Source organism: Lentibacter sp. (assembly GCF_029254145.1).
In the GTDB taxonomy this organism is placed as follows: Bacteria; Pseudomonadota; Alphaproteobacteria; order Rhodobacterales; family Rhodobacteraceae; genus Lentibacter.
Genome location: NZ_JAQWYD010000066.1, coordinates 1 through 13,634 on the forward strand (window position 1 = coordinate 1; position 13,634 = coordinate 13,634).

Sequence of the window (13,634 nt, forward strand, 5' to 3'; positions counted from 1 at the left end):
GGGTGCGACCGAGGCCACCACCGACCAAAACCTTATACCCAAGTGCTCCGTCACGGGCAACAATGCGCAGCCCTATGTCGTGCGCGGCAGTCACTGCGCGGTCATTGGGGCTGCCTGTCACAGCGACTTTGAATTTGCGTGGTAAGAACTGAAATTCTGGGTGGTCGGTGCTCCATTGACGGATCAGTTCGGCAATCGGGCGCGGATCGGCCAGCTCATCTGCGGCCGCACCTGCGAAGTGGTCAGCAGTCACATTGCGGATGGTGTTGCCGGATGTCTGGATCGCGTGGAGACCGACGCGCGCAAGATCATCGAGCATATCGGGAATGTCACCAAGCTTTGGCCAATTGTATTGAATGTTCTGGCGGGTGGTGAAGTGGCCGTAGCCTTTGTCATAAGTCTCGGCCAGATCCGCAAGCACACCCATCTGGGCGCTGTTGAGCGTTCCATAGGGTATCGCCACACGCAGCATATAGGCGTGGAGCTGCAAATAGACGCCGTTCATCAGGCGCAGCGGCTTGAATTCATCTTCTGAAAGTTCACCAGAAATGCGCCGTGCGACCTGAGCGCGAAACTGCGCGTTGCGCGCGGCGATAAAGGCCCTGTCAAATTCTGCATATTGATACATCTCAAAAAGCCTCGGTTTGTTTGCCGTGAAAGCGGTTGGAGGGGCCTGTGGCACGAAATGCCTCGCGAAAATGCAAGGGAGCGGGCGAGCCGTCCGTAAGGTTCACGGGCATTAGATATGCGCCGACAGCCTCGGCTGGATTTACGGAGAAGAGGCGCTCCTCGGCCACGGCCTCGTCGGTGAAGACTTCGGCATCAGCCATTGTTCTTGCCCAGCTGCCTTGGGCTGTCAGGTAAATGACGTCGCCTTCAATGAGCGCATTGGCAGTGATCAGGCTCGGCGTCATTGTGCGACCTCCTGTTTGAGAGTGGGGGCTGCCACATCTCGTGGAGCAAGCCCCAGAAGCGTGAGCGCAGGGCCTGTGAGCGCGGCCTCCGCCAAAGCGCTCGGCAATTGGCCGAGTGTGGTGGCAATGATGCGTTGGTTGGGCAGGCTCGCGTTCTCGACAAGGCTGACGGGGGTGTTTGAAGCAGCGCCGTGCATCAGCAGGCGGCCTTGAATGAAACGTGCGGCGCGCTTGCCCATATAGATGGCAGCGACCTCGCCGGCGCGCGCGAGGCTTTTCCAATCCTGATCGGCATAGCCCTGCATGTCATGCCCTGTCACAAGGCGGGCCTCGGTGTTGCGGCCCCGTTTGGTGAGGCTTTGGCCCAAGGCCGCAGCCGAGGCTGACGCTGCTGTGATTCCCGGGATAATGCTGAAAGCAATGTCATGCGCTTCGCAGGCCTCGATCTCTTCATCCAAACGCGCAAAGACAGCAGGATCGCCACCCTTGAGGCGCAGAACCTGCGCGCCCGCGCTTGCGTGTTTGACAATGAGCGCATTGATATCAGCTTGTGACATGGCAGCCCCAAAGCCCTCTTTGCCTGCCGAGAGCATAAGCGCCTCACGGCGTGCGAGCTCTAGAATGGCGGGAGAGACGAGGCGATCATAGATCACCACATCCGCTTCATGCAGGGCGCGACGCGCCTTGAGCGTGAGCAGCTCTGGGTCTCCGGGGCCCGCGCCCGCAAAGATGACATGGCCCTCGGCAGGCGCTTCGGCTAGGTGCTGGGCCAATAGGGTGTCAAGCGCGGCTTTGGTCGCCGCTTCTCCCTTGGCGATACTGGCTGGGCCAGTCTGGGTGTAATACTCGGTCCAGAACGCGCGGCGGGCGCGACCCATTGGCAGGGTGTCGGCGGCGTGGCGGAAAGCCTTGCCGATCCGTGCCAGCGCACCAAGCGAGGACGGCAGGCGCGCTTCAAGATCGGCTTTAATCTGGCGGGCAAGCACGGGGGCGGCCCCTTCAGTACCGATGGCGATGGTGACAGGGTCACGATCGACAATTGCGGGCGTGATAAAGTCACTGCCCTCAAGATTGTCGACAATGTTAAGTAGAACACGGGCGTTGTGGGCCAGAGTTGCGGTCTGGTTGTCTCGGGCCTCATCCTCATCGGCTGCATAAACGAGCGCCGCGCCTGCGACATCCTCCGTTTTGAGAACCCGACGATGAAGTGTGAGTGCGCCTGCCTTTGCCCAGTCGATGATTTCGGGTGCCGCGTCTGGCGCAAAGACATGCAAATTAGCTTCGGTCTTCATAAGCAAACGCAGCTTGGCCAGCGCCGCCTCACTGCCGCCAGAAAGCACAATGCGCGCGGCGCGTGTGTTGAGAAAAACAGGGTAATGTTGCATGGTGTCCATCCTTAACGTTCTGCTTGAATATAGGAAATTGTTCCAGTATGACGCCAGTATCCGCGGCAAATAAGGACATTTGTTTCAATTTGCGCGGCGAGCATGATGAGCGTTTGGATTTGAGAGGGAAGCGGGAATGTCTGTTCGTCTGGATGAGCTGGATCGGAAAATTCTGGCAGAGCTGCAACGCGACGGAGCGCAGTCTCTGGATGAGATTGCCACCCAAGTGGGCAGCTCAAAGACGCCTGTCTGGAACCGGATTCGCAAAATGAAAGAGAGCGGTGTGATCCGCCAGCAGACCGTACTTCTGGATGCCGAGGCGCTTGGGCTTGAAGCGTGTTTCTTTGTCCTCATTCGTACGAGCGAACATGAGAAGCATTGGCAGGATGCGTTCTTGCGGGCACTGCACGAGCGGCCAGAAGTGATGGAAGCACACCGCTTGGCAGGGGATATCGACTACATCCTGAAGGTGCGCGTTCCCAATGCGCGTGCTTATGATGTCTTCTATCAGGCGCTGATTTCGGAAGTGAAAATCCACAATGTCACAGCGCTTTTGTCGATGGAAGAGATTAAGCACACGACGATGCTGCCTCTCTAATCGGGACGCGCCTGCGCATGTGGGAGACCGCGGGGGCCAGCCCCCGCACCCCCGGGATATTTAGGGAAAGAAAAAGGCCAAACTGTCTTTGGAGGTAAGTGGCCAGCACTGACGGCTAGAGGCTTTGCAAGAGCCAGAGCAGAGGCTATGCAGGGCCCATGAGGCAAAGTATTCTGATCAGGTTGGGGCTATGGGGCGCATTTTTGGCGCTGGTTCTGGCTGTGAGTTTTGGGGTGTATCGCTACGGGCTGGCACAGGCTATGGAGCAGCTTAAAGCGCGCGGGCAAGCAGACCTTGCTTTGGCGGGTGACCGCTTTGCGACGCGTCTTCAGCGCTATCAAGAGCTTGCTGTCATGATGGCCGATCATCCCAGTCTTGAAGCCTTGACGGGCGCGGGCGCGGGAGAAGCCCTGCGACGCGAGTCTGCGGAGGATTTCTTGCGCAGCGCTGCTGACAAGACAGGGGCGTTGGCGCTCGCTTACGTGAGCCGCGAAGGTGTGTTGCTGGCTCAGGCTGGAGAAACTCTGGGAGCTGAGGCGCTTGAGGGGCCATGGCGCGCGCGTGCCGCGCAGGGCGCACTTGGCACAGGGCACGGGATTGTGCAGGGCCAAGCTGGCGCGCGGCGGGCCTATTTCTATGCGGCGCCTGATTTTGGCCATGACGGGCGTGTGCGGGCGATGTTGCTTGTGGTCGTGGATATTGATGAGCTGGAATATGGCTGGCGCTCAAGCTCACCTGCTGTCTTTTTCACCAACGTTGATGGGCGGGTCTTTATGGCCAACCGCTCCGAACTTGTTTTTGCCGAAGTGCGGGCCGAAGATGCGGGACTTGTGCTGCAGGACGGTGCTGAGGGCCGGATTGTTCAGAGCTTGCAGGGCGGCGAGGAAATATGGGAGCTGGCCCTTGGGCCGTATATTCCGCGCCGCGCGCTGCATCTTACAAAAGAGATGCCCGTGATGGCGATGCGGGCGGAGGCGCTTGTGGATGTCGCGCCTGCGGAGCGGCTTGCTGGGTTGCAGGCCTTGGTCGTGGCGGCGGTCTTGGTGGCTTTTGGGGCGGTCCTGTTTTTGGTGACGGAGCGGCGGCGCACGCTTCTGTCGGCCAACCGTCAGCTTGAAGCGCGGGTTGAGGCCCGCACGGACGAGTTGCGCCGTGCGCAGGCTGATCTTGTGCAAGCGGGCAAGCTGAGTGCCTTGGGGCAGATGAGCGCGGGGATCAGTCACGAGCTGAACCAGCCTCTCATGGCGATTGGGCAGTTCGCTGAAAACGGTGTGCGCTTTTTGGCGCAGGGCAAGCGCGATGTGGCCGAGGACAACCTCAAGCGCATTTCTGCTCTCAGCGCACGGGCGGCGCGGATCATCAAGAATCTCAGGGCCTTTGCGCGCAATGAAAGCGAGCCAATGGGGCGGATCGAGTTGGGCAACGTGATCACCTCGGCTGTGGATTTGACTGAGACGCGTCTTGCCGAGGCGGGCGTTACGATGGACTGGACGGCGCCCAAAACTCCCTACTATGTCAAAGCGGGCGAGGTCAGATTGGGGCAGGTCTTTGTCAATCTGATCACCAATGCCGCCGATGCGATGCAGGGGCAGGCGGGGGAGAAGACCATCCGAATTCGCTGCCATGCGGGCGAGCGCCTGATGGTGGATGTGCGTGATACAGGGCCAGGGATTATGGACCCTGAGAAGATATTTGAACCGTTTTACTCCACCAAAGCTGTGGGCAGTGCCGAGGGGATGGGGCTTGGCCTGTCGATCTCTTATGGTTTGATAGAAAGCTTTGGTGGCAAGATCACAGGGCGCAATGCGAGCAAGACAGAAGGCGCGCGAGGCGCTGTCTTTACTGTCGAGCTGGAACGCTGGCGCGAGGAGAGTTCGGTATGAGCAAGACAGTATTGATTGTGGATGATGATCGCGCGGTGCGCGACGCCCTTGCACAGACGCTGGAGTTGGAAGGGCTGCGGCCTGTTTTGGCGGGCTCATTTATTGAAGCCAAAGATCATATCGGCACCGAGTTTGACGGAGCTGTGCTTTCGGATATGCGCATGCCCGGACGCGACGGCTTTCACCTCTTGGCGCATGCGCGAGGCGTGGATCCCGAGCTGCCTGTGATTTTGCTGACTGGGGAGGGTGACATCCCGATGGCCGTGAAGGCGATGGGCGAGGGCGCGTTTGATTTTCTTGAAAAGCCCTGTGCGCCAGAGGCTTTGCTGGCCGTGCTGCGCCGTGCGTTGACGACACGAGCGCTTGTTCTGGAAAACCGCGCTTTGAAGGCTGAGGCGCTGGCAGGAGACGCTGCCGCGCGGATGATTTTTGGGACATCCCAAAAGGCCGAGGATTTGCGCAGCAGGGTGCGCAAGCTCGCACGACTCGATGTTGAGGCGCTTGTGACAGGGCCGCGAGGTGCAGGGATCGCAAAAGTCGCCGAGGTGGTGCATTTGAGTTCGCGCCGTCGTGGAGCGCCTTTTGTGCGCCGTCAATCGTCAGCGTTAGATTTGGTAGGGTTTGAGGCCGCACTTCACGATGCGGCAGAAGGGACGTTGTTTCTGGATGAGATCGATACATTGCCGGCAAGTTTGCAATATTCCATGGCGGAGCGGCTCGATGCGGGGCTGGCGACGCGTTTGATCGCGGGGTGTTCTGGTGACTTGCAAGAGGTCGTTGAGGCAGGGCGCTTCAATGCAGAGCTGTTTTATCGTCTTGAGGGAATGAGCCTGCGCATTCCTGCGCTTAGCGAGCGGCCCGAGGATATCCCTGTTATATTCCAGCATTATGTGCGCCAAGCGGCTGAGCAGGCGGGCCTTGTGAGCCCCGAAATTTCGCAAGATACACTTTCGGCGCTGATGGCTCAGGACTGGCCTGGCAATACCCGCTCGCTTATGAGTGCCGCGATGCGCTTTGTGCTTGGGATGGCAGATATGGTCGGGAATGCGGGCGAATTGGGGCTTGCGGAGCAGATGGCGAGGGTCGAACGCTCGCTTCTGATTGCAGCTCTCGGACGGCAAAATGGCAAAGCCAGCGCCGCTGCCGAAGCGCTGAAGCTGCCGCGCAAGACGTTTTACGACAAGCTCGCACGCTATGACATTAAGCCTGACGATTACCGTCGCTGAGTGGCTTGGAAAGCTGTGCACACCGAGACGTGCCTTTGGTCTCTATCTCGACGTATTTGACGAAAGAGAAAATCTGAAATTGTGCGGTTTATCGCACGTTTGTAGTGCCGGGTTGTGCGAAATTTCGCACAGCGAGGCGTGGGTGTAATTTTAAGTATCTGAAATTATGATAAAAAATCTCAATCTTGCGTGGGCAAGGCAGAGTGGCGAAAAATTACTCATCCGCCTGTATGGGAGTGCAGGCAAAGTGATTCTGAACTCTGGGAGGAGATATCTATGAAATTTATCACAACAACTCTGACGGCTTTGTCGCTCACAGTCTCAGCTGGCGCTGTTTCAGCGGCATGCGACGATGGCGAAATGGTTATCAAATTCAGCCACGTTACAAACACAGACAAGCACCCAAAGGGTATTGCCGCCTCGCTTCTGCAAGAGCGCATCAACACCGAGATGAACGGCAAGGCCTGCATGGAAGTCTTCCCGAACTCAACGCTCTATGATGATGATCAAGTTCTGGAAGCGATGCTGCAGGGCGATGTTCAGATGGCGGCCCCAAGCCTGTCAAAATTTGAGCAGTTCACCAAGCAATTCCGCATCTTCGACTTGCCGTTCATGTTCAAGAACATCAACGCTGTAGACGCATTTCAAAGCTCGGAAACTGGCCAAGCCATGAAAGCTTCGATGACACGTCGTGGTCTTCTCGGTCTTGAGTTCTGGCACAATGGCATGAAACAGATGTCGGCCAACAAGCCTCTCAACCTGCCAACAGATGCCGCTGGCCTCAAGTTCCGCGTGCAGCCATCAGACGTGATCAAGGCGCAAATGGAAGCGATTGGCGTAAGCCCGCAGCCTATGGCCTTCTCTGAAGTATACGGCGCCCTGCAAACTGGCGTTGTAGACGGACAAGAGAACACATGGTCAAACATCTACGGCAAGAAGTTCTTCGAAGTTCAGGACGGTATCACAGAAACCAACCACGGCATCATTGACTACATGGTCGTTGTTGGAACGGACTGGTGGGATAGCCTCGATGAGGACATGCGCACACAACTCGCAAAGATCCTTAACGAAGTCAGCACCGAACGTAACGCTGCTGTTGGCAAAGTGGACGGCGACGCCCGCCAAGCCATTCTGGACGCAGGCACAACAATCCGCGAGCTTGACGCGGCGAGCCGTCAGGCTTGGATTGATGCAATGATGCCGGTTTGGGGTCAGTTCAAAGACGATGTTGGTCAAGAAAACATCGACGCGGCCCAAGCGATCAACGCGCAGTTCTAAGCTTCGCATTTGATCGAAAGACGCAGGCCCGGCCCAACAGACGGCTGGGCCTGCGCACTATGCTTTCCTCTATCATAGGAGCGAATGACTATGGCTCATGGCTATAAGGCAAAGGGACCGGTGGGTCGTTTCGTCAACGAATTGGAAGAAACCATCATCGCCTTTATTCTCGGCATGATGACGCTTCTGACCTTCATCAGCGTTGTTTTGCGCTACCTCTTCAACACCAGCATGATCTGGGTTCTTGAGACGGTGACATTTCTGTTTGCGTGGCTGGTGCTCTTTGGGGTGTCTTACGCAATCAAAACCACCTCGAACCTTGGCGTGGACACGGTAATCAACCTCTTTTCCGAGCGCGTGCGCAAAGTCCTTGCTTTGGTCGTTGGCACGATCTGTATTGCCTACGCCTTCTTGCTGCTCAAAGGCGCTTGGGATTACTGGGCTAACTTTGCCAACCTGCCGCAAACGACAGGTCGCTGGTTTCCGACGGGTTTTGAAGAGATGCGCGCAACCTCTTATCGTGCTTGGTATGGTGTGGAGGATATCCCGCTGCCCGAGATCCTACGGTTTCTTGAGCCTTTGATGAACGAGGGCGAGGAATATGAAAAATTGCCACGCTTCATTCCCTATGTGATCCTGCCGTTTGGCATGGCTCTGATGCTGTTCCGCTTTATTCAGGCGACAGTGCGGGTGTGGACGGGCGAGGCCACGAGCCTGATTGTGAGCCATGAGGCCGAGGACGCCGTCGAAGACGCGCGCCGCGCCCACGGGCAGGGGGACTGATTTATGGAAGTTGCAATTCTTTTTGGCCTGATTATCGGTCTGATGCTGATCGGTGTACCGATTGCTGTTTCGCTCGGCGTCAGCTCGGTGGTTTTCCTTCTGGTCTTGAGTGATACTTCGCTTGCCTCTGTGGCGCAGTCGTTGTTTCAGGCAATGGCCGGGCATTACACGCTGCTCGCGATCCCGTTCTTCATTCTTGCGTCTTCGTTTATGTCGACAGGTGGTGTGGCAAAGCGGATCATCCGCTTCTCCATCGCCTGTGTGGGTCACCTTCGAGGCGGTCTTGCGATTGCGGGCGTTTTTGCCTGCATGATGTTTGCCGCGCTCTCGGGCTCTTCGCCTGCGACAGTGGTTGCCATCGGGACAATCGTTATCGCAGCGATGCGTGAAGCGGGCTACACCAAGGACTTCGCCGCAGGTGTAATCGCCAACGCAGGGACACTCGGCATCCTTATTCCGCCCTCTATCGTTATGGTGGTTTATGCCTCAGCGACTGATGTTTCGGTGGGCCGTATGTTCCTTGCTGGTGTGATTCCCGGGATCATGGCGGGGCTTATGCTAATGATCACGATCTATATCATGGCGCGCATCCGCAACATGCCCAAGGGCGAATGGCTCGGCTGGGGTGAAGTGGCTCGCAGCTTTGGCGATGCCTTCTGGGGTCTGCTTCTGATTATCATCATCATGGTGGGTATCTACGGTGTTCCGGGCCTGACAGGGGCGATCTTTACGCCCACAGAGGCGGCGGCTGTTGCGGCGGTCTATTCCTTTATCGCGGCGGTGTTTATCTATCGTGATATCGGTCCGCTTGCTGGCCAAGACGGCCATCGCAACCTGACGCTTCTTGAAAAGCCTAAGGCGCTAGTGACGGCCTTTTTCCATGTCGACACGCGCAACACGCTTCTGGACGCAGGCAAGCTCACGATCACCCTAATGTTTATCATCGCCAACGCGTTGATCCTGAAGCATGTGCTGACAGATGAGCAAATCCCGCAGAAGATCGCCTCGGCGATGCTGGATGCGGGCCTCGGGCCGATCATGTTCCTTGTGATCGTCAACGTGATCCTGCTCATTGGTGGTCAGTTCATGGAGCCGTCAGGCCTCCTGATCATCGTCGCACCGCTGGTGTTTCCGATCGCGATCGAATTGGGGATCGACCCGATTCATCTCGGGATCATCATGGTTGTGAACATGGAAATCGGGATGATCACACCACCAGTGGGGCTCAACTTGTTTGTAACCTCTGGGGTCGCGGGTATGTCAATGATGCGGGTCGTGAAAGCGGCACTCCCGTTCACGGGCGTTCTTTTCATCTTCCTTATCATGGTCACTTATATCCCAGCCATTTCGACATGGTTGCCGACCTTGCTGATGGGACCTGAGATCATCACCAAATAAAGGGGCGCAAGCGCTCTCTACAAAAAAAGCGGCGCTTGTGATGAGCGCCGCCTTTTTCCGTTTGATCGGTTGGATAAGCGTCGTGCTTAAACGGCTTCCAGCGCTTTGATAATAGGGGAGAAGGCGTCTGCTGTCAGCGAAGCCCCACCCACAAGTGCACCATCGACATTGGGTACAGTGAATATCTCGGCGGCATTGTCAGGCTTGACCGAACCACCATACAAAATACGTACCGAACGGCCCACACCTGTACCAAACCGGCGCTCCAGACGCGCGCGAATAAAGTCATGGACCTCACCGATCTGCGCAAGCGTAGGCACGAGCCCAGTGCCAATCGCCCAAATCGGCTCATAAGCGACAACAAGGTTTTCGCCCGTTGCGTTGTCAGGAATCGAGCCTGCCAGTTGTCCACCTATGATATCTAGAGTGTTCTGTGCTTCACGCTGAGCGGCACTTTCGCCCATGCAGACAATCGCCATCAGCCCTTCGGCTTGTGCTGCGCGGGCTTTCGCACGGACGATCTCGGAGTGCTCTTCATGTGCTTCGCGGCGCTCAGAATGCCCGACAATCACAGCACTGCCACCTGCATCCTTGATCTGTGCCGCCGAAATGTCACCCGTATGCGCCCCCGAAGGCAGCATGTGGCAATCTTGCGCGCCAAATTTGAGCGGCGCATAGGAGGTTGCGGCATGCAGCAATGTGGCAGGTGGGCAGATCAGGATATCAACAGCGCTCTCGCCATGGGCGGTTGCGAGCTTGCCAATCTCCACAAGATTGGCCTGTGTTCCGTTCATCTTCCAGTTGCCTGCTGCCAGTTTGCGCCGCATCTTTCGCTCCTTATCTCTTTCAAATCTCCTAGCAGCTTGACCGCGCGGGGCCAATATGGAACTCGTGCGGTTGCGTGTCGCCAGAAGATGGCTAAAAAGGCAGCGAAAGTGATGAGGATCCTTGATATGATTGACCAGATCGACTTTGGCGCGCTGCAAGCGCATGACCCAAGCACCCGCGCCAAATTGCGCCGCGGTGTGCTTGAGACAGGTTTCCTCAAGATCAACAACACACCGATTTCAAAAGAGAATGTCGATACGTTGATCAAGGCCTATGGGGCATTCTTTGCCCAATCAAACGCAGAAAAATCTAAAGTTGATATGGCTGCGACAGGGTCAAACCGTGGCTGGGGCGCAAGCGGCTCAGAGCAGGTCGATCCGATGGCCAACCCTGATTACAAAGAAGTGTTTGACTGCGGTTTTGAGCTTGGCAAAGACGACCCGCTGCGCGCAGAGGGGTTGCTAGTCTATGGGGACAACCAATGGCCCACCGCACCAGAGGGCTTTCAAGCAACGGTTCAAGGGTATTATGCAGGGGCGATCACATTGTGCCGCGCGCTTCTGGGCCATATTGCGGAAGTGGCAGGGCGCGAAGCTGGCTATTTTGACAGCCGTTTTACGCGGCCCATGGCACTCTTGCGCGGCAATTATTACCCCGCGCGCCCGGATTGGGCAGGCGAGAAGGATTTCGGTATCGCGGCTCATACGGACTACGGCTGCCTAACGCTTCTCACCGGAGATGGCACGGCAGGGCTTGAAGTTCTCGGCGCCGATGGAGACTGGCACGCGGTTGATGTGGCGCCGGGGGAATTTGTCATAAACTTTGGTGAAATGTTGGAGATGTTGACAGGTGGACGCGTGAAAGCCACGCTGCACCGTGTTGTTGGCTCAGGTGCGGAGCGGATTTCTGTGCCGATGTTTTTCAATCCGAACCACGATACCGATGTAAGCGCAGAAGGGGCCGAGCCGATTTCAGCAGGGGCCTATCTCAAGCGGCGGTATGACGAGACTTATGCCCACCTGCAGGGCAAAGGCTGACTGATGGGTCAACCACTTCATAAGCCCACGGGCTTATGAAGCCCCCCCGGGATATTTATGGAAAGAAGAAGTGGACAGACGCCTTTGGTCTCGGTTCAGCGTAGATTGGGAACTTGACCAAGATCTGCCGCGAGAGCTTCGACGTCTTTGAATTTGATGGATTCGCCACAACCGCAAGCGTCTTCAACATTCGGGTTGTTGAACTTGAAGCCCGCTTCGAGAAGCGAGATTTCATAATCGATCTCGGTCCCGAAGAGGAACATCTGTGCCATCGGTGCGATCAGAATCCGCGCACCGTTTTCTTCTACGACTTCGTCATGCTCAGCCAGATCATCGACATATTCCATCGTATACTCCATGCCCGCACAGCCGCCTTTTTTTACGCCAATGCGCAGGCCCTTGTGGCCTTTGGCCTCCATGAGCTTACGGATCTGGGCGGCAGCAGCCTCTGTCATTGTAACCGCTTGTTTGCCTGGAATGCCGAACATGAGAAGTATCTCCTAAGCGTTTGGCTAAATTACATAAAGCCGAGTTCAAGTCGGGCTTCGTCGGACATCATGTCCATGCCCCAAGGTGGGGACCAGACAAGTTCTACGTCCACTTGTTTGACGCCTTCTAGCGGCTCAATCGCTTCCGCAACCCAGCCGGGCATTTCACCTGCAACAGGGCAGCCCGGAGCTGTAAGGCTCATCAAGACACGCACTTCGCCCTGATCGTTGATTTCGATCGTGTAGATCAGGCCAAGATCATAGATGTTAACTGGAATTTCAGGGTCATAGACCGAACGGCAAGCCTCAACGATATTTTCGTAGAGTGGATGGCCCGTATCGGACGGAGCAATCAGCGGTGTGCCTTCGATGGGATCGATCATTTCAGTCATAAGGGCGTCCTTTAGTTCCTGACTGATTATATAGGGATAGGCGCGCGCCGCGTAAAGGCGCGAGTGTCTTGTTTTTGTGCCAAGATGCACGCAGCCTTGCCTTGGGCGTTTTAGTCCCTTCCTCTTCACGGGGTGGTGTCACCATTCCTGTCGCGCGGCGGAGTGGATTGGCCGCCGCAACCGCCCTGAATATGCACATCTTTTTGCACATCATCCAGTCACAAAGCTATGTCTGGCTTTGACTTACAGGATTCTTGCAAATCCCCGATTATGGACCAGTGCGGGCCTGATTTCTCCTGCCACAAAGCTGTTTGGGCGAAATCTGTCGCAAAACCATAGCATTTGAGCCTTGCTGATTGACGCGCCGAAAGGCATCTTAACCGAGAATTCGTGTTGAAATGGGTGCGGGCAACACCCAAGTTAACACTCTTAAACGCGGAAGGCTTTGATGCTGCCTCAGAAGAGGGGTGCGAGGCCTTGCCACTGAACAGGACAAGAGCATGACAGAAGAATTGAACGCCTCCTACCCAGTACTGCCGTTGCGCGACATTGTGGTTTTCCCCCACATGATCGTGCCGCTTTTTGTGGGCCGTGAAAAATCGGTTCGCGCGCTGGAAGAGGTTATGAATGACGGCAAGCAGATCCTGCTCGCGGCGCAGGTTGATCCTGGCGAGGATGACCCTGATACAAACGGCATTTACCAAGTGGGCGTGCTGGCCAATGTGCTGCAGCTCCTCAAGCTTCCCGATGGGACAGTAAAAGTGCTTGTCGAAGGGGTCGCGCGGGTCAGCATAACGGGCTATCTTGACAACCCTGAGTTTTTTGAAGCCAGTGCCGAGGCGCTGGACGAAGAGTTGGGCGATGAGGCTACGATCGAAGCGCTCTTGCGCACCGTCGGCAACGAATTCGAGCGCTATGCCAAAGTGCGTAAGAACATCCCAGAAGAAGCTCTGGCCGCTGTGGGCGAAGCCCAAGAACCAGAAAAACTGGCAGACCTCGTCGCAGGACATCTCGGCATTGAGGTGGATCAGAAGCAAGAGCTTCTTGAGACGCTGGACGTAAGCGCGCGCCTGGAGAAGGTCTACGGCCTGATGCAGGGCGAAATGAGCGTGCTGCAAGTCGAGAAAAAAATCAAAACGCGCGTGAAATCCCAGATGGAGCGCACGCAGCGCGAGTATTATCTTAACGAGCAAATGAAGGCGATCCAGAAGGAGCTGGGCGACGGGGAAGAGGGCGAAGGCGAATTGGCCGAGCTCGAAGACCGTATAAGCAAGACCAAGCTCTCCAAAGAGGCCAAAGAAAAAGCGGATGCCGAGCTCAAGAAGCTCAAGAACATGTCACCCATGTCGGCCGAAGCGACCGTCGTGCGCAACTATCTTGACTGGATGCTCAGCATCCCTTGGGGTGTTAAATCTCGCGTGAAA

14 protein-coding genes are annotated in these 13,634 nt (G+C 56.5%); 8 read left to right on the forward strand and 6 right to left on the reverse strand.

Going from position 1 to position 13,634, the window contains the following annotated elements; translation table 11 throughout:
- From P8O11_RS07665 to cysG, 3 genes are all read right to left on the reverse strand, one after another.
- A partial coding sequence (locus P8O11_RS07665) for a nitrite/sulfite reductase (protein ID WP_300293337.1) occupies window positions 1–628 on the reverse strand: 628 nt, incomplete at its 3' end.
- Window position 629: 1 nt separating this feature from the next.
- A complete protein-coding gene (locus P8O11_RS07670; protein ID WP_300293340.1) occupies window positions 630–914 on the reverse strand; it encodes a DUF2849 domain-containing protein in 285 nt (94 codons plus the stop codon).
- Window positions 911–2,299 (reverse strand): siroheme synthase CysG, encoded by a 1,389-nt coding sequence (cysG, locus tag P8O11_RS07675; protein WP_300293342.1) that lies wholly within the window; start codon window positions 2,297–2,299, stop codon window positions 911–913. The genes P8O11_RS07670 and cysG overlap by 4 nt, the downstream gene beginning before the upstream one ends.
- 136 nt (window positions 2,300–2,435) lie before the next feature.
- Here cysG and P8O11_RS07680 point away from each other — a divergent pair, with 136 nt between their 5' ends.
- The 6 genes from P8O11_RS07680 to P8O11_RS07705 all read left to right on the forward strand — a co-directional run bounded on the left by P8O11_RS07680 (window position 2,436) and on the right by P8O11_RS07705 (window position 9,465).
- Window positions 2,436–2,897, forward strand: coding sequence for an Lrp/AsnC family transcriptional regulator (locus P8O11_RS07680; RefSeq protein WP_089890571.1), 462 nt, complete (start codon window positions 2,436–2,438; stop codon window positions 2,895–2,897).
- A gap of 158 nt (window positions 2,898–3,055) precedes the next feature.
- Window positions 3,056–4,780, forward strand: a complete 1,725-nt coding sequence (locus P8O11_RS07685; protein WP_300293344.1) for an ATP-binding protein — start codon at window positions 3,056–3,058, stop codon at window positions 4,778–4,780.
- Window positions 4,777–6,006: a sigma-54 dependent transcriptional regulator gene (locus tag P8O11_RS07690; RefSeq protein WP_300293346.1), complete on the forward strand. Its 1,230-nt coding sequence runs from the start codon at window positions 4,777–4,779 to the stop codon at window positions 6,004–6,006. The genes P8O11_RS07685 and P8O11_RS07690 overlap by 4 nt, the downstream gene beginning before the upstream one ends.
- Window positions 6,007–6,282: 276 nt before the next feature.
- Window positions 6,283–7,284 (forward strand): DctP family TRAP transporter solute-binding subunit, encoded by a 1,002-nt coding sequence (locus P8O11_RS07695; protein WP_300293348.1) that lies wholly within the window; start codon window positions 6,283–6,285, stop codon window positions 7,282–7,284.
- A 90-nt stretch (window positions 7,285–7,374) separates the two neighbouring features.
- Window positions 7,375–8,067, forward strand: coding sequence for a TRAP transporter small permease (locus tag P8O11_RS07700; protein WP_300293361.1), 693 nt, complete (start codon window positions 7,375–7,377; stop codon window positions 8,065–8,067).
- A gap of 3 nt (window positions 8,068–8,070) precedes the next feature.
- On the forward strand, window positions 8,071–9,465 hold the full coding sequence (locus P8O11_RS07705; protein ID WP_300293350.1) for a TRAP transporter large permease: 1,395 nt from the start codon (window positions 8,071–8,073) through the stop codon (window positions 9,463–9,465).
- An 86-nt stretch (window positions 9,466–9,551) separates the two neighbouring features.
- Here the strand turns inward: P8O11_RS07705 and tpiA are convergent, their stop codons facing one another.
- A complete protein-coding gene (tpiA, locus tag P8O11_RS07710) occupies window positions 9,552–10,292 on the reverse strand; it encodes a triose-phosphate isomerase (RefSeq protein ID WP_300293352.1) in 741 nt (246 codons plus the stop codon).
- Window positions 10,293–10,403: 111 nt separating this feature from the next.
- Between tpiA and P8O11_RS07715 the strand changes: the two genes are divergently transcribed.
- Window positions 10,404–11,330 (forward strand): 2OG-Fe(II) oxygenase family protein, encoded by a 927-nt coding sequence (locus P8O11_RS07715; RefSeq protein WP_300293354.1) that lies wholly within the window; start codon window positions 10,404–10,406, stop codon window positions 11,328–11,330.
- A 95-nt stretch (window positions 11,331–11,425) separates the two neighbouring features.
- Here the strand turns inward: P8O11_RS07715 and P8O11_RS07720 are convergent, their stop codons facing one another.
- On the reverse strand, window positions 11,426–11,818 hold the full coding sequence (locus tag P8O11_RS07720) for an iron-sulfur cluster assembly accessory protein (RefSeq protein ID WP_273499292.1): 393 nt from the start codon (window positions 11,816–11,818) through the stop codon (window positions 11,426–11,428).
- A gap of 29 nt (window positions 11,819–11,847) precedes the next feature.
- Window positions 11,848–12,210 carry an SUF system Fe-S cluster assembly protein gene (locus P8O11_RS07725; RefSeq protein WP_089891621.1) on the reverse strand — a complete coding sequence of 121 codons (363 nt, stop codon included), beginning with the start codon at window positions 12,208–12,210 and terminating at the stop codon, window positions 11,848–11,850.
- Window positions 12,211–12,710: 500 nt separating this feature from the next.
- On the opposite strand from P8O11_RS07725, the gene P8O11_RS07730 reads away from it, so the two are divergent.
- The coding region (locus P8O11_RS07730) for an LON peptidase substrate-binding domain-containing protein (RefSeq protein WP_300293359.1) at window positions 12,711–13,634 on the forward strand (924 nt) is incomplete at its 3' end.